This window comes from Pedobacter gandavensis (genome assembly GCF_014172405.1).
GTDB classification, from domain to species: domain Bacteria; phylum Bacteroidota; class Bacteroidia; order Sphingobacteriales; family Sphingobacteriaceae; genus Pedobacter; species Pedobacter gandavensis.
Genome location: NZ_WNXC01000003.1, coordinates 246,178 through 262,672 on the forward strand (window position 1 = coordinate 246,178; position 16,495 = coordinate 262,672).

General features: G+C 39.3%; 17 protein-coding genes. 6 read left to right on the forward strand and 11 right to left on the reverse strand.

Annotated elements, in window-relative coordinates:
* The first annotated feature begins 35 nt into the window (after nucleotides 1–35).
* On the forward strand, nucleotides 36–515 hold the full coding sequence (locus tag GM920_RS11240) for an ABC transporter ATPase (RefSeq protein WP_182957111.1): 480 nt from the start codon (nucleotides 36–38) through the stop codon (nucleotides 513–515).
* Between the two features lie 57 nt (nucleotides 516–572).
* Here the strand turns inward: GM920_RS11240 and GM920_RS11245 are convergent, their stop codons facing one another.
* The 6 genes from GM920_RS11245 to GM920_RS11270 all read right to left on the reverse strand — a co-directional run bounded on the left by GM920_RS11245 (nucleotide 573) and on the right by GM920_RS11270 (nucleotide 4,906).
* The gene (locus GM920_RS11245) at nucleotides 573–1,604 is read right to left on the reverse strand and encodes an isoaspartyl peptidase/L-asparaginase family protein (protein WP_202986091.1); all 1,032 of its coding nucleotides are present in this window, start codon (nucleotides 1,602–1,604) and stop codon (nucleotides 573–575) included.
* Nucleotides 1,605–1,675: 71 nt separating this feature from the next.
* On the reverse strand, nucleotides 1,676–2,398 hold the full coding sequence (gene mtgA / locus GM920_RS11250; RefSeq protein ID WP_182957113.1) for a monofunctional biosynthetic peptidoglycan transglycosylase: 723 nt from the start codon (nucleotides 2,396–2,398) through the stop codon (nucleotides 1,676–1,678).
* Between the two features lie 110 nt (nucleotides 2,399–2,508).
* Complete coding sequence (gene rplI / locus GM920_RS11255) at nucleotides 2,509–2,952, reverse strand: 50S ribosomal protein L9 (protein ID WP_062550347.1); 444 nt, start codon at nucleotides 2,950–2,952, stop codon at nucleotides 2,509–2,511.
* A 10-nt stretch (nucleotides 2,953–2,962) separates the two neighbouring features.
* Nucleotides 2,963–3,226 carry a 30S ribosomal protein S18 gene (gene rpsR / locus GM920_RS11260; protein WP_008244392.1) on the reverse strand — a complete coding sequence of 88 codons (264 nt, stop codon included), beginning with the start codon at nucleotides 3,224–3,226 and terminating at the stop codon, nucleotides 2,963–2,965.
* Nucleotides 3,226–3,588, reverse strand: coding sequence for a 30S ribosomal protein S6 (gene rpsF / locus GM920_RS11265; RefSeq protein WP_062550348.1), 363 nt, complete (start codon nucleotides 3,586–3,588; stop codon nucleotides 3,226–3,228). The genes rpsR and rpsF overlap by 1 nt, the downstream gene beginning before the upstream one ends.
* A gap of 82 nt (nucleotides 3,589–3,670) precedes the next feature.
* The gene (locus GM920_RS11270) at nucleotides 3,671–4,906 is read right to left on the reverse strand and encodes a porin family protein (RefSeq protein ID WP_182957116.1); all 1,236 of its coding nucleotides are present in this window, start codon (nucleotides 4,904–4,906) and stop codon (nucleotides 3,671–3,673) included.
* Nucleotides 4,907–5,048: 142 nt separating this feature from the next.
* Here GM920_RS11270 and GM920_RS11275 point away from each other — a divergent pair, with 142 nt between their 5' ends.
* A complete protein-coding gene (locus GM920_RS11275) occupies nucleotides 5,049–6,917 on the forward strand; it encodes a DNA polymerase III subunit gamma/tau (RefSeq protein ID WP_182957119.1) in 1,869 nt (622 codons plus the stop codon).
* On the opposite strand, the gene GM920_RS11280 is transcribed toward GM920_RS11275, so the two are convergent.
* A complete protein-coding gene (locus GM920_RS11280) occupies nucleotides 6,895–7,317 on the reverse strand; it encodes a hypothetical protein (RefSeq protein WP_182957122.1) in 423 nt (140 codons plus the stop codon). The genes GM920_RS11275 and GM920_RS11280 overlap by 23 nt on opposite strands.
* A gap of 171 nt (nucleotides 7,318–7,488) precedes the next feature.
* Between GM920_RS11280 and GM920_RS11285 the strand changes: the two genes are divergently transcribed.
* Nucleotides 7,489–9,552 (forward strand): TonB-dependent receptor, encoded by a 2,064-nt coding sequence (locus GM920_RS11285; RefSeq protein WP_182957125.1) that lies wholly within the window; start codon nucleotides 7,489–7,491, stop codon nucleotides 9,550–9,552.
* Between the two features lie 45 nt (nucleotides 9,553–9,597).
* On the opposite strand, the gene GM920_RS11290 is transcribed toward GM920_RS11285, so the two are convergent.
* Nucleotides 9,598–9,939 (reverse strand): single-stranded DNA-binding protein, encoded by a 342-nt coding sequence (locus tag GM920_RS11290; protein ID WP_182957128.1) that lies wholly within the window; start codon nucleotides 9,937–9,939, stop codon nucleotides 9,598–9,600.
* Between the two features lie 241 nt (nucleotides 9,940–10,180).
* On the opposite strand from GM920_RS11290, the gene GM920_RS11295 reads away from it, so the two are divergent.
* Nucleotides 10,181–10,909: a ThuA domain-containing protein gene (locus tag GM920_RS11295; protein WP_182957131.1), complete on the forward strand. Its 729-nt coding sequence runs from the start codon at nucleotides 10,181–10,183 to the stop codon at nucleotides 10,907–10,909.
* A 6-nt stretch (nucleotides 10,910–10,915) separates the two neighbouring features.
* Here GM920_RS11295 and GM920_RS11300 read toward each other — a convergent pair whose 3' ends face one another.
* The 3 genes from GM920_RS11300 to GM920_RS11310 all read right to left on the reverse strand — a co-directional run bounded on the left by GM920_RS11300 (nucleotide 10,916) and on the right by GM920_RS11310 (nucleotide 12,809).
* Nucleotides 10,916–11,515 (reverse strand): HPP family protein, encoded by a 600-nt coding sequence (locus GM920_RS11300; RefSeq protein ID WP_182957134.1) that lies wholly within the window; start codon nucleotides 11,513–11,515, stop codon nucleotides 10,916–10,918.
* Nucleotides 11,516–11,665: 150 nt separating this feature from the next.
* Complete coding sequence (locus tag GM920_RS11305; protein ID WP_182957137.1) at nucleotides 11,666–12,316, reverse strand: NAD(P)-dependent oxidoreductase; 651 nt, start codon at nucleotides 12,314–12,316, stop codon at nucleotides 11,666–11,668.
* An 82-nt stretch (nucleotides 12,317–12,398) separates the two neighbouring features.
* On the reverse strand, nucleotides 12,399–12,809 hold the full coding sequence (locus tag GM920_RS11310; RefSeq protein ID WP_182957139.1) for an RrF2 family transcriptional regulator: 411 nt from the start codon (nucleotides 12,807–12,809) through the stop codon (nucleotides 12,399–12,401).
* Between the two features lie 110 nt (nucleotides 12,810–12,919).
* Between GM920_RS11310 and GM920_RS11315 the strand changes: the two genes are divergently transcribed.
* Nucleotides 12,920–13,966, forward strand: coding sequence for a hypothetical protein (locus GM920_RS11315; RefSeq protein WP_182957142.1), 1,047 nt, complete (start codon nucleotides 12,920–12,922; stop codon nucleotides 13,964–13,966).
* A 212-nt stretch (nucleotides 13,967–14,178) separates the two neighbouring features.
* Entirely contained in the window at nucleotides 14,179–16,491 is a 2,313-nt protein-coding gene (locus GM920_RS11320) for a hypothetical protein (RefSeq protein ID WP_182957145.1), read from the forward strand.
* Nucleotides 16,492–16,495 lie beyond the last annotated feature (4 nt).

Below are 16,495 nucleotides of genomic sequence, written 5' to 3' on the forward strand. Positions count from 1 at the left end.
AGAAATCAATTTAAATAAATTACTAAATTTGAAGTATGTCTTTTTCTCCACAATCAAAAGTTTGGGTATACCAAAGCAACCGTGCATTTACGGAAACTGAAGCCAGTGGCATTCAGCAAAAACTGAATGATTTTACAGCACAATGGAAAGCCCATGGCCATCAATTAGATGCCAAAGCAACCATACTTTACAACTTCTTTATTGTCTTTACAGTAGATGAAGCCAGTGCCGGCGTAACAGGATGTTCTATAGATGCTTCCGTAAGGGTGGTCAAAGAAATTGAACAGGAATATGGGGTTGATCTTTTCAACAGATTCAATATGGCCTATAAGATCGATGATCAGGTTATTGTAACAAATAAAGAAGATTTCGAAACCCTGGTGAGTATTAAAAAAGTAAACCCGGAAACGGTTGTTTTTAACAATATGGTACAGACACTGGAGGAATTCCAAACGAAATGGGAAGTTCCTTTTGAGCAAAGTTGGCATAGCAAAGTGTTTGCACACTTGCTATAAAAACAACCAACGCTTTATCGCTTATAAGCAGCCATTCTTGAACGAATGGCTGCTTTTTTATTTATAAATGAATACTTCTATTTTACCATCCGCAGTAACTGTCCCACGGTACATCCCTGCGGTATTGAAAGGCATGGCAACATGTCCTTGCTGGTCCATTGCAATTAGACCACCATCACCTCCCATTTTACCGACCTTTTCCAATGCTGCTTTTGAAGCTGCTGCTACAGTCATCTTTTTATATTCCATCATGGCTGAAATGTCATAAGCCACCACGTTTCTAATGTAGAACTCCCCCCAGCCGGTACATGAAATTCCTGCAGTTGCATTATTGGCGTAAGTACCAGCACCTATAATCGGAGAATCCCCTACTCTTCCATATTTCTTATTCGTCATACCACCTGTAGAAGTTCCTGCAGCAAGATTTCCAGCTTTATCCAAGGCAACAGCACCAACTGTTCCAAATTTATAATCTCTGTTCTGAGTTCCAAATTTTTCAGTTTTCTTACTACCATGGTCCAGCACTGTTTTCACCGAATCTTGTTGAATTGCCTTTTGCAAACCTTCCCATCGTTCTTTGCTGAAGAAATATTTAGGATCTACAATTTCCAGTTTCGCCTGTTTTGCGAAAGCTTCAGCACCTGGCCCTACCATCATGACATGCTCAGATTTTTCCATTACTGCTCTTGCGGCACTGATGGGATTTTTAATCACAGTGACTCCGGCAACCGCTCCAGCCATCAATGTCTTCCCATCCATCACCGCAGCATCCATTTCATTTCTACCGTCATGAGTAAACACGGCACCTTTTCCTGCATTGAATAAGGGGGAATCTTCCATGACATGGATTGCGGCTTCTACCGCATCAAGACTTGATTTTCCTGCTTTAATAACCTCATATCCGGCTTGCAAAGATTTGGTTAGTTCATCGATATACGCCGCTTCCTTTTCAGGAGTCATATTCTTTTTTAAAATGGTACCGGCACCGCCATGTATCACCATTACATATTTTTGTTGTCCATAAACTGTACTGCACAAAAGAAGCAATAAGCAGGATAAAAGGTGGTTCATTTTAAATTTCATCATCATTCTTCAGGTGTTAAACAGGAAATTCCTCTTATTAATTTATAGAAATCTGGCAAGCAGGTGATCTCAGCTCTTTAGAAATCAAGCGGACCTAACCTACGCATATTTTTCATGATCAGGTATTGTCTGTGGCGAATATATGGAGTCGCATTTTTCGGCGACCAGCGGATTGGATTAGGGAAGCAAGCAGCAATTAGTGCGGCTTGGGCTTTACTCAATTTGCGACAAGATTTCCCGTAATACGCTTGTGAAGCTGCCTCGGCACCATAAATCCCATCCCCCATCTCTATTACATTGAGGTAAACTTCCAAAATACGTTCCTTGCTCCAAAAGATTTCGATCAACAGTGTAAAATATGCTTCAAAACCTTTGCGAATCCAGGAACGACCTGGCCATAGAAATACATTTTTCGCGGTTTGCTGGGAAATGGTACTTCCTCCTTTAATCTTATTCCCTTTCTGATTGGCGGCAAAGGCTTTTTCTATGGCCTTCACATCAAAGCCGATGTGTTTTAGGAAGAGCTGATCTTCTGCGGACACCGCCGCTCTTTTCATATTGTCGGAAATCTCCTCAAAGTCTACCCATTTCTTTTCCATTTTATAAGGCTTACCATCAGCTTTACGCTCAATATTCCTTTGGACCATCAACAAGGTGATTGGAGGGTTCACGAAACGATAAAACAATACCCAAAGCACGGAAACCATCAAAAACCAAAGAAATACTTTGGTGACAATATTGGTAATTTTCTTAAATAAAGGGGTTTGAGTTTTTCGAGGGTTGCGTTTCTTTGTTGCCATTACTCAAAGGTAAGAAGATTGAGGAATTCCATATCTGTTGAACGGCAAAAAAGGCAATAAAAAAAGGGCTCTGATAAATCAGAACCCTTTTTTATATCGTGTAGATAAGATTACTCAGCTACAACTTCGAAAGGAACTTTAACTTTCACTTCTTTGTGTAAGTTTAAGTTGGCTACGTATTCACCAACAAATTTAGGTTCAGTTTCGAAAGTGATACGGCGACGGTCAACATCAAAACCTTGTTGTTTCAATGCGTCAGAAATCATAATAGTGTTTACTGCACCAAAAATCTTTCCTGTTTCACCAGCTTTAGCACCGATAGTTAACTTCACATCTACTAAACGTGCAGCGATACCATCAGCATCTTTCTTAATTTTATCTTGTTTAAAAGCAGCTTGTTTTAAGTTTTCTGCTAATACTTTTTTCGCTGAAGGAGTAGCCAACTGACCAAATCCTTGTGGGATTAAGTAGTTACGACCGTATCCTGGCTTTACATTAACGATATCGTCTTTCTCCCCTAGGGATTTGATATCTTGTTTTAAAATAATTTCCATTTCTCAGCTCCTATTTTAATTGGTCAGCAACAAAAGGTAACAAACCAATATGACGTGAACGTTTTACCGCTTGTGCCACTTTGCGTTGGAATTTCAATGAAGTACCAGTTAAACGGCGAGGTAAAATTTTACCTTGATCATTGATGAACTTTAACAAAAAGTTTGCGTCTTTGTAATCAATATATTTAATTCCGTTCTTTTTGAAACGGCAATATTTTTTTCTGTTATCGTCCACTTTTGGAGCAGTAACATATTGTATTTGATCTTTAGCCATTATCCTGCAACCTCCTCTTTCTTAGGTTTTTTGTTAAAAGCACCACTGCGTTTCTTCTCATTATACGCAACCGCATGACGATCTAATCTAATGGTAAGGAAACGTAGAACACGCTCATCACGTTTTAGTTCTAATTCCAATTTACTTACTAATTCACCTGAAGATTTATACTCTGTAAGGTGGAAGAATCCGCTTGCTTTTTTCTCAATCGGATACGCTAATTTTCTCAAACCCCAATTGTCCTCTTGAACAATCTCGGCTCCGCTATCAGTGATGATTTTGCTGAATTTGGCTAATGCCTCTTTAGCAACCTCTTCTGATAACAACGGGGTTAGAACGATAACAGTTTCGTACTGATTCATTGTTATGATTAATTTATGTTTATTTCCCGCATTAAATACGGGGATGCAAATGTAGCAATAAATTATTAAAAATCAAATCATCTTAGTGTTTACCAAACAGATAGTTAAGGCCTAAGCGGAATCTTTCCCGTTCTACACTATAATAAACATAGCTGGTCATCGAAGTAGGAACAGTATAGCCGGCCAAGAGTTCGATTCTTTTATTCATTACTACCCCTACAGTAACAGGAATTGTCAGGTAAAATTTATTCAGTTCCATTGGTTCATCAACTTTTCTTAAATCATCCGTTAGGATTTCCTTTTCATATTTAAAATTCACCAGATTATTGATTTTCGAATAATTTAGTCCCGGTCCGGCGCTCAAAAAAACTTTAAATTGATCAGCATTATAAATATGATAAAGTAAGGAAGGTGTGAACACAGCATTCAATTGATCAAAAGAATTTCCTCCTGCAGCACTAGTCACCTCACTTTTACTCTTAACAAAAGCCAGTTCAACACGCATGACCAATCTACGGATTGCAGGATTGATAAATAAATCGACACCCCCACTAAACATTGGTGAAACGGACATTTTTGATTTTGCATCAGCTCCGGCAAGTGGATTTTTCCCACGAAACTTCGTATTAGCCATATCCACACTAAGTCCGGCAAACCACCTGGATTGCTTAAACTTAGGCTTCAGCTTCTGCTGTCCATTAATTAATGCTACCACCTGGACAAGCTCATCTTCCTTATATTTTAGATTTGCCAGCCTTCTTTCATTTACGAGGTTTGATTTTTCATATTTTTTCATCAGGAAGGATAGCTGACGCGCATACTTGATATTTGTGATTAACCTCCCTGATTCCCCTTCCTTATAATACAATTGCATCACTAATTCATCTGGAACCATAGCCTCCTTATCTAAGATGTAAAACCTATTTTTAATGCGATCTGCATAGGAGTATAAAGTCACATTTGGCCCGGCCTCCAACACCTGTAGAAAGACAGCCTCTCTTTTTGAAGTCGTATCCACCTGAGTTGTCAGGTTAGAAATTTGATCTGAGCCCAAACTGATATTCACTAAAAAACGCTGGTAACTTGCCCTGTCATCAATATGGCAGGCTACACAATCATTTAAAGTATAAATTTTAGGTATTGAATTAGGTTCCGCTTTATAGACGAATGAACTGGGACTTTTCTGTCCTTCCCTATAATCAATGTATCCCTTAAGGGTATCTTTTGCATTGGTAACTACATATCCTTTTTGGAAATTAGACTGAGCAATTGCAAAGGCAGGAGAAGCCATAAGCAAGAAAAGAAGAAAGCGTTTCATTATTTTGGTTTATTTGATTTGCGCAAAGCTATGATTAATCTCGATCTATGAAAATTCTAAAGATCTTAAAGTCAGAACCTCATCATTTTATTTTCCAACAAATCCCTTCTGCTCCATAAAAAATTTATAATTTCGTTGGCGAATGGAAAATTTTATAGTTTCAGCCCGTAAATACCGTCCGGCAACGTTTGAAACCGTTGTTGGCCAACATCACATTACAGGTACACTTAAAAATGCCATCAAGAATAATCAATTGGCTCAGGCTTTTTTATTCTGTGGGCCAAGGGGAGTAGGTAAAACAACTTGCGCAAGGATTCTTGCCAAGACGATCAATTGTACCAATCTTACTCCTGAACAGGAAGCTTGCGGAACCTGTGATTCCTGCGTTTCTTTTCAAACCGGCCATTCTTTTAACTTTCATGAATTAGATGCGGCATCCAACAACTCTGTTGATGATATCCGAAGTCTGATTGAACAAGTACGTATTCCGCCACAGGCTGGAAAATATAAGATTTATATCATTGATGAGGTTCACATGCTTTCGGCAAATGCGTTTAACGCTTTCCTGAAAACATTAGAGGAGCCACCATCTTATGCTATATTTATATTAGCGACTACAGAAAAACATAAAATCTTACCAACGATTCTCTCGCGTTGTCAAATCTTTGACTTCAATAGAATTCAGGTAGATGATATTTCCAGCTTACTGAATAAAATCGCGGTACGTGAAAATATCAGTGTAGAAGCAGATGGCCTACACATTATTGCGCAAAAGGCAGACGGTGGTTTAAGGGATGCCCTTTCCATGTTTGACCAGATTGTGAGTTATACCAATAAGAACCTAACTTATAAATCGGTAATTGATAACCTGAACATCCTGGATTATGATTACTATTTTAAGCTGACTCAATATTTGCTAAGTGCGGATGTGAGTAATGCATTGATTCTTTTTGACGAAATCCTGAACCATGGTTTCGATGGAAACAACTTCATTAATGGACTAGCCAGCCACCTTAGAAACCTACTGGTAGCAAAAGATCCACAAACCACAAAATTACTTGAGGTTAGTGAGAACATAAAACAAAAATACATCAGTCAAAGTCAGCAGACACCGGTTTCTTTTGTACTCACCGCATTAAACCTTGCCAATCAATGTGACCTGATTTACAAGAACAGCAAGAACCAACGGCTCCAGGTTGAACTGGCACTGATCAAAATGTGTCATATTCCATCAGTCCTGCAACTTGCCCAACAACCTTTCCAAAACGCTGCAACTGATCAAAATCAGATTAAAAAAAAAACTAATGTAAGTTCGCCTCCAGCTCCAAATATTGCTGCAGCAGCTACAACGCCAAGCACTGGAACTGCAACAAATCATGTTGCCCCTGCCAGTATCTCTACTCCAGCAACGGACAGTCCAGCTGTGCTTACTGAAGCTCAGCCAAAACCAATCCCGGCGGCAGCGATAAGTTCACCAGTAAAGTCGACAACCGCCCCTACTGCAAAGATAGCCTTAACACAAAAAATCAACCTGAATGGAAGCAACACTGCAGGAACATTCATCCCTTCTCTAACCGATCTGAATGCCAAATCTGGTGCTGCAGATAGTGATGAGCCAAAATATATCAGTGGAGATGCTAGGGATTCCTTTTCGCAGGAGCAGTTATTGAGCTTATGGAATCAGTATGCAGAAAGTGCAAAAGATGCAGGAAAGATCAACATCTATACACTGATGATTGGTGCAGAACCACAATTAGAAGGTACAGATCTAATCGTTGCCAAAGTAGAACATAAACTTCAGGAAGGACTTCTACAGGAAGAAATGGTTGATTTAATGAATTTCCTAAGACCTAGACTGAAAAACTTTAACGTTTCCGTGAAAACTATTCAGGCCGCAAGAGAAGTGGTTAACCGTCTTTATACCAGCACAGAAAAGTATCAGTTTTTACTCGATAAAAACCCTAAACTAGAAGAACTCCGTCGTAAGTTTAACCTTGACGTAAACCCTTAATTTTCCTTGTTGTTTCTGGTGTATCATTGATGGGATAACCCTCTTCATCCAGATCTTCACGTTCATCTTCTGCGGTTCTTCCCAACAATTCGTCTTCGGCGGCAAGGGCAACGATATCCCCGTTATCGATGTGCATACCCGCTTCCTCCAGGTTTTCACCAATCTGTTCCTCGTCATTATACTCGCTTCCGATATAAGGATTGGCCTCATCATAAGAAGAAATACTATCTTCACCATTGGGTGCCGAAGTATCATATGGTAAAGGATGATCGTATTCTTTTTCTGGACTTTTCACATCAAACACAAAACTATTTTTGTCCTTATCGTAAGCTAAATTTTCAAAATCTTTGGTCTCGCCCAAATCTGTCGGATGAAGTTTATCCTTTTTCTCGGTACTCATAGTGATCAGGTTATACCATCATAACGTTATAAAATCTTTAATTGTTTTTGGATATTTCTATAATATTATAGAAGAACCATCTTCAATTCTTTGGCTTGAGTGTCAAGATCGCATATAAATTAGCCATTGCCGCGTCGTTTTCTTTGGGGATAAATTATAGCTTTGTTTAGGATGAGAATACTTTTAACCGCATCGCTGATATTACTTTCTTTTTCTGTTATCGCACAACAGCCTGATACTGCAAACAGATTAAAAGAGGTAGAAATCAGACCTTATTTTTCTACACAACCTTTGCTCAGAGCCACAGGATCCATTGGTTTGATTGACCATTCTCTATTGGAAAAGCAAGCGGGAGGTGCTTTGGTATCTGCTATGAATACTGTTCCAGGAATACGTATGGAAGAACGTTCTCCCGGTAGTTACCGTTTATCCATTCGCGGAAGTTTACTCCGCTCCCCTTTCGGAATCAGAAATGTAAAAATCTATTTTGACGAATTCCCTTTAACAGATGCAGGAGGGAATAGTTACCTGAATGCCTTAGATGTTGCTGCACTAAATCGCATCCAAATTCTGAAAGGGCCACAAGGAAGTCTATTTGGTGCAAACTCAGGAGGGGTGGTACTCATTCAATCACAAACACCTAGTACAGACAGCACCCTCGCAAAATTAAGACTGGAAGCTGGCTCCTATGGCGGCTTTCGACAAAGCCTTTCTGCCGGAAAACAATTCAAGAACTACAGTATCAACATTACCCAGGCTTACCAGCGCAGCGATGGTTACCGTGACCATAGCGCAATGGACCGCAAGTACTTCCAGGTATCACAACAACTTAACTACAGTAAGCAAAACAAGCTGAAAGCAATGATCTTCTACTCAGATCTTCATTACAACACCCCTGGAGGATTAAATTTACAACAATACCTGGATCGCCCGACTGCTTCCAGACCCGCTTCCGGGCCAATAAAAAGTGCTATTGAGCAAAAAGCAGGCATTTACAGCAATACCTTATTCGGTGGCATTTCCAACGACTGGGTTATCAATGATCATTTTAAACATATCGTTTCTGTTTTCTCTTCCTATACCGATTTCAAGAACCCTTTTATCACCAATTACGAAAAAAGGAAAGAATTGACTTTAGGTATGCGCTCCTATTTGGAGTGCCAAAAAAAAACCAGCAAGCTTGATTACAGGTTCAACATCGGATTTGAAAGCACACAAACCGCATCAGACATTTTCAACTATAACAATAACCTAGGCCAAGCTACCGAGCTTAAAACCAGTGACAAGTTGAAAGCTGCTTCAAACTTTGCCTTTATTCATTTGAACATCGATTTTTTAAACAAATGGCTCCTGGAATTATCCAGCAGTGGAAATTTATACCAATACACTTATCAGCGCATTGCTCCAGTAGCTACAGGCAGACAGACCAACCGATTTGACTTCCAGTTGATGCCAAGAATTGCCTTATCCTACTTACTAAGCCCTGAGCTTTCTTTGCGTACGGCAATCAGCAAAGGCTATTCTCCACCAACCATAGCAGAGATCAGGGCCTCCGACCAGGTTATCAATGTGAACTTACAGCCAGAGTCCGGATGGAATCATGAAATAGGTATTCGTTATCAAAGTCCTGACCATCGATTCCAAATTGACCTGACTGGTTTTTATTACCGTCTTCAAAATGCGATCGTTAGGCGAATGGACGAAAATGAGAATGAATATTTCATCAATGCCGGTGGAACTAAACAATGGGGATTAGAAAATTCCATTTCTTTTTGGATTGTTCCAGTAAACCCCTCTAAATTTATCCGTGGCTTACAATTTTATCATGCATTGACCTTAAGCAATTTCAAGTTTGACCATTATGCCGACAATACGGCTGACTATTCCGGAAATCAATTGACAGGGGTTCCAAAGCAGGTGTTGATCAACAGTATTGACCTACAATTTCCTGGAAAATGGTCTTTATTTGCACAGCACAATTACACTTCTAGTATCCCCTTAAATGATGCCAATACGGCTTACGCAAAAAAATACCATTTAGTTCAAGCCAGACTAAGCTGGAAACCTTTAAAGTCTGTTCATGCTCCTATGGAGATATTTGTCGGAGTCGATAACCTTTTAAACGAAAAATACAGTCTTGGCAATGACTTAAATGCAGTAGCTGGACGTTACTATAATCCCGCAGCAGGCAGAAATTACAATATTGGACTTTCCCTGCAGTTGAGAAGAAAATAAACATTTCGAGCGATTGCCAGCCCTTGCCCGAAATGTTATTTGTAATTAAGCCTCTATTGGTGTGACCAGCTCCAAATGATTGACAAAGATCTCTGTACTGGACCGTTGGTCTCCCAATTTATCAGTGTAACTTTGCACTTTTAGGGTCCCTTCAATACTCAGACCTACCCCTTTCTTGATCAGTAATTCTGCAAGCTCTGCTTTCTTATTCCAAAAAACCAGGCTAAACCATTGTGTCTGGCAAACGGCCTCTCCACTTTGGTTCTTATAAAACTCATTAATGGCCATACTTACCTTTGCCACTTTTTTCTCTCCGGCAAAATTAACGACTACAGGATCTGCACCTGCAAGACCTGTAAGAAAAACACTGTTTTTAAAATTCTTCATCTTCTTCTGATTAAGCTATGTTAACGAACAGTAATCACGCTGATTACCGACATGACGAACTACCGTATTATTTAGAAGATAACCAAGTTTTCTTACTAAAATTTAAATCATTATTAATATATTCTCTTTTAAACACCAACAAAATACTAAAAATACGAGCAAAAACCCGGGTCACAACGTGATATTCATACTTATAAATTCAAGAGATAAATGATATATTAGTCTACAAAGCGATTAATTTATGTATAAACACCTCCTCCTTCTTCTCCTATTCGTATGCGCTTGTAGCTACAATACCTTTGCAAAGGAAAAAAAGATCCTGGTTTTCTCTAAAACCGCTGGTTTTCACCATTCTTCTATTAAAGAGGGAATTATAGCCATACAAAAACTTGCAGTAGCCAAGAAATTCAGCGCTGATACCACTACGGATGCGGAGAAATTCAACCTCAGTAATTTAAAACAATATGCTGCGGTAATATTTCTAAATACTACCGGAGATGTATTGAATCCCGAGCAAGAAAAAGCTTTTCAAGCTTACATCAGATCTGGTGGTGGTTTTGTAGGCGTACATGCGGCTACAGATACAGAATTCGACTGGCCATGGTATGGAAAGCTGGTAGGCGCTTATTTTGTGAAACATCCTGCCCAACAGTTCGCGGACCTAAAAGTCATTGATTCTAACACAATATCTACCCACCATTTGCCCAAAATATGGAATAGAAAGGATGAGTGGTATAATTTCAAAGACATTTCCCCGGATATCCATATCCTCCTAAATATTGATGAAAACAGCTATCAGGGTGGCACCAATGGTGCAAAGCATCCCATGGCCTGGTACCAGGATTTTGAAGGCGGAAGGGCTTTTTATACCGGACTGGGACATACTGAAGCTTCTTACACCGACCCTTTATTCTTAGAACATCTATGGGGTGGCCTACAATATGCCATGGGAATCAAAAAGATGAAATAAGCACTCCTATTTTAAATTGACTGGCGCTGTATGTTTAGGATGCTTTCTTTTTCTAAAAAGTGGCTTTGCCGGATAATGGCGATGTCTCATATTATTGAAAACTAAAGCGACTAAAAACAAGATCATCACTCCGGTAAATACAGGAGACAAAACATATAGATACCCCATTTCCTTGATTTTCGCACCGCCGGTTACCGCGATTAGCGCAGTAGCTCCACCAGGGGGATGTAGCGTCTTGGTAATCTGCATGGCTACAATAGAAAGAGAAACCGCCAATGCACCTGCAATCCAAACCTCATTGGGAATAACTTTTAACACGGTCACCCCTATAATTGCACAGATCACATGACCGCCAATTAAGTTTCTAGGCTGTGCAAGCGGGCTATTGATAATTCCGTAAATCAATACCGAAGAAGCGCCAAATGATCCAATCATAAATAAATTATCATTTGCAACCATATATTGGCTGTTCAATAGTCCAATTAAACCAATTCCTACAAAGGAGCCGATAAAAGTGAGTACATGCTCTTTCGCATCAATTAAAGTTTCGCGATACAGTACATATCTCGCTCTTCGATAATGTTTTCTTAAAATTTGTCTTGCCATCTTAATCTAAATTCGCCACAAAAATACCACAATCTCATTTGAAAATCCAGTAATCGAATAGTCATCATTTCTTCCCTACTTATCAGCAAAAAAAATCCCTGACTCTAGCCAGAGCTAAAACCAGGGATTAACAAAAAGAGTTATCTCAACTTAATAAGCTGCCGTAAATCTTTGTTTCAAATATTTAGGTTGCTCTAATTCATCAACGATTGCTACGGCCAAATCCTGTACAGAAAGTGAGCTTCTTCCAGCTTCATCAAATACTGGGTTTTCGTTACCTACCCGATAATGGCCTGTACGGCCAGTGGTAATCCCTGGGTGCATTTCAATGGCTGGACTAAAGAAGGTCCAGTCCAATTCCGTTTCATTTTTAATGGTATTCAGGTAATCTCTTGCTGCTGTTGCGCCGGCTTTATAATCTGCAGGAAAATCCGGTCCGTCTACCAGTTGCTGGCCGTTAATAAATAAGCTCCCTGCCCCACCGATCACAATTAAACGGGGTACACCGGCATCTTTTACTGCTTTCTGAATGGCTTCTGATCCAGCAATAAAATCATCATAAAGATTTGGGTTGGTCCAGCCCGCATTAAAAGCGCTGATCACTGCGTCAGATCCTTTGATTGCCTCCGCTAATTCAGTCGTATTTAATACATCCACTTCTTTCACTGTCAGCAGGGCATTGCTTTCTTTTACATGAGCCGCTGTCCTGACAATTCCTGTTACCTGGTGACCACGATTTAACAGTTCCGTTAACAAATGTGAGCCTACAAAACCGCTTGCTCCAATTAATGATACTTTCATGTTTTTCTATTTTATTTGATATATAATGTTATTTCTTTTTTAATATTGTAATGTTATTTGTTACAGTTATGGTCAAAAAAAATCAAATGAACTGTTTGCTGAAGTCAGCCAACGTTTTCTTAGCCAATTCCTGAATTAAAACCTGTTCTGTACTATCATATAAAGCATTCAAGTGATGGTTTATTTGTTTACCTACCGGGCAATGTGGATTAGGATCATTTTTAGAAGTCCCTAACAAGTTATTTTGCCTAACGGCAGTATAAACCTGATCTAAGGTAATGCTATCTGCGGATTTTGACAAGAAACTTCCGCCATTTTTACCTTCTTTACTTTCTACAAAACCTTGATTTCTAAGGTTAATTAATTCCTTTCTAACCAGAACAGGGTTGATATTGATGCTTCCCGCGATATAATCCGACGACAACAACTCCCCCTTTGCTTTTTCCAGCAAAGTCAGGATGTGTAAAGAAATGGCGAATCTTGCGTTGTTCATTCTGTAATTATTTTTATTACAGTACAAAGGTAACGGAATAATTGTTATTTCCAAAAAATATTTTGGAACCATACATAAGTTTAACTTTGCGGCATTCACCAGAACGAATCATGAAACACCACTTTTCTCCGTTATATCTTTTACGTTTCTTCTTGCTATTGTTTAGTATGATCGTTTTCGCTGCTTGTCAAAAAGCAGGCAAGGCCGATACTGCATTTTACTACTGGAAGCAAACTTTCTCCCTCAACAAACCACAACAGGAAATACTGGAAAAAGCAGCAGGACATAAATTGTACCTTCGTTTTTTTGATATAAAATGGGATACACGGTCAAACCGTGCTTACCCGGAGGCAGTCATTAATTACCAGCAAAAAACAAATACGGCGCAGATTACTCCGGTAATTTTCATTACCAATCAGACTTTTGAAAAATTAAGTGTGCCGGGAGTCGACAGCTTGGCGCTGAATACGCACAAATTAATAAATCAGTTAGCCAACACACACAACATCCCTTACCAAGGCTTACAATTTGACTGTGACTGGAACTTGAGTACAAAAGATAAGTACTTTCATTTTCTAAAAACTTTCAAAGCCATCAGCAACAAACGGCTGGAAGCTACCATTAGACTACATCAGATCAAATATCAGGTCAAAACGGGTGTTCCTCCTGTAGATCGCGGTATCCTGATGTTTTACAATATGGGCAAAATCTCTCCAAAACCAGAGGATCCAAACTCTATTTACAATGAGAAAGATGCGGACACCTATGTCAGTCACCTCTCTAAATACCTACTCCCCCTGGATATCGCCCTGCCCCTATTCTCCTGGTCAATCCACATTAGAAACGGTACCGTGATCCAGGTCTATGGAAAAATTGGGAAATCCATCCTGTCTGATCAAAGCAATTTCCAAGCTACTGCCCATAAAAATGTCTTTAAGGCACGTAGAAGTTTCTTTACAGCGGGTGTTTATGTGAAGACTGATGATCTCTTCAAATTGGAAGAGACAGATAAAAATCTTTTAGATCAAGCGGCAACACAATTGGCCAGACATTTGAGTAGGGATGAGAAACGAACGATCATCTACTATGAAATCGGAAACCTTGACCCCAGCGAGTTTAACATCAAAGATCTTCAAGAAATTTCTGGAAGATTTTAAGTGTGGTTTATCTTCCCTTCGTACCTTTATCCCAGTAGCTCTTAAAAAATAGTAACCGCTGAAGAACATGATGATTAAAAGCGAGCATTATCAACATTAACAACAACAGGATTCTACATTGAAGACAGAAAAACTTTTATAATCACAACACAACAGCACTACACTACACTACACTACACTACACTACACTACACTACACTACACGACCTCCTATGAAATTGCTAAATTCCACAACCCAATTGTTAAAGCGCTACCTTCCAAAAAAGTTCTTAATCATTTTACTATCCAGTCTATCTCTTGCCGGGGTAGTATGGGCCTGTGCCGACTATGGTTATGACGACGATTATTCGAGCTTCAGCCCAGAATCCTTTGTTGACAAAGCGTATACCCCCTTTTTCTACTCAGATTTTTCTACTTATTACACAAAGGAGTATTCTTATGACAATGACAACTCCAACACCCGTTTCAATGATCAAATTGTAAAAGAATGGTATGATTACTTCGGGCAAAAATTAAGCAGAGCTGACCTTCAATATTTATTATTACGTGCCTCTGAGAAAGGAGTTGATTCTGTTTACCAGCATTACAAAGGTAAAATTAAAGTCCTGCCCGATAGTCTGCCTCAATTGAAAGCCTTGAAAATAAATAAAAAGCAATTGAATGCTTTCTTCGAATACCTACTGCTTGCTAAGAAAAGCGAGACCTATGCTGCTGGCTATAGAAGCTATTACTATTGGGATGAGAAACAGGAATTCAGTGTTCCCGAAGCTTTTGAAGCCGATTTACTTTTGGCTTTAAAGAAAGCGAAAGACCCTTTCATCAAGCAAAGATTATGGTTCCAATTGGTTCGTTATTACTATTTTTCAGAAAGAAGTTCCGCTGAAAAATCCTTAAAAGATGCCGCTAGTATCCATTCATTTAACCAATATAAAGACGTTTTTCCGAAGAACATGATGTACTACAGAACCTTGGGTTATGTAGCCGGAAGATATCATTTTGCGGGTGATTATGCCACTTCAAACTACCTATTCAGCCTTTGTTACAACTATTCTAATGAGATGAAGATTCCTGCAAAATGGTCTTTCCGTCCAAATGCGGATGCCGATTGGAAACAAAGTCTGGAAATGGCTAAGACAAAAGAGGAAAAAATCACGCTGTGGCAGCTAATGGGTATCTACTACGATACAGAAAGAGCCATTCCTGAAATTTACGCTTTAGATCCTAAATCAGAAAAGCTAGACCTATTACTCAGCAGAGCGATCAACATTACCGAAGCTGGATTCCGCAATTACTACGGTGCAAAAGAAGATTCTGCCTCTGTTTTAAAGAAAAACATCACCTTAATCAGCGGAATCGCTTTAAAAAATAATACCGGGAAACCTTATATCTGGAACCTTGCTGCAGGGTATCTGAACTTCATGGGTAAAAACTATGATGCCGCAGCTAAGTTCTACCAAACTGCAAAAACGCAGATGCCGACAGACAACAAGCTCTTAATGGCCCAATATAAAATACTAGATTGGGGTCTGTATGTAAGACAACTTAAAAAAATTGACGCCGCGGCAGAAGCGAAAATGGTAGAGCCATTAAATTGGTTTGCTGATCTGAAAGAAGGTAAAGACACCATACCTGATCTTAGATTTTACCAATCGCTGAACGAAAGTCTGGGTGTCATTTCCAACCTGTATAAAAAACAGGGGAATCCACTTAAAGCCACTATTTTCAGCAGTTACCATGAGTTTTATACCAAGAACCAACAGGTAGAGCAATTGAAAAGCCTGTTATTGAAGGACAATCAGACGGCTTTTGAAAAAGCCATCTTGCGTTATTATCCTTATCAACTGGATGACCTTAATTTTTATCAGGCTACTGTTCTGGTTTTTCAAGACGATCCGGAAGCAGCCATTCCTTTTTTATCAAAAACGATTCATCAAAAAGATACGCTGCAGGCCAACCCATTCAATATGCGTTTAAATGATTGCCATGATTGTGACCAGCAAATGGCTCAGTCTAAAAAATTCACTTCCATGGAATTACTGAGGATGATGAGAAACATGAAAGCCGAGATCAAAGCTGGCAGAAATGTATACAACAACGCTTATCTTTTGGCCAATGCTTATTATAACATCAGCTATTATGGCAATAACCGCGGTTTTTATATTTCCAGCCTCACCGATACTTATGGTAGCAGTGCCTTCAGCATCCCAGCGCCATTCAGACCAGTATATCTGAACGGAAAACTCGCCGAAAAGTATTACCTGATGGCAAGAATGGCAACAAAAAATAAAGAACAGCAAGCGCGTTGCACCTTTATGGCCAGCAAATGTGAACGCAATGAAAGTTATAATCGTTCTTATGAGCTTCCGGAAAATAAAACAGCGAACTACTGGAGCGTAGAAACCAATCCGATCTATTACGGAAGGAACTTCTCCCTCCTGGAAAAACAATATGCCGACACCAGATTTTATCAGGAAGTAATTGCAGAATGTGGTTATTTCCGCCAATACTTAAATTCGCAACACTAGTTTT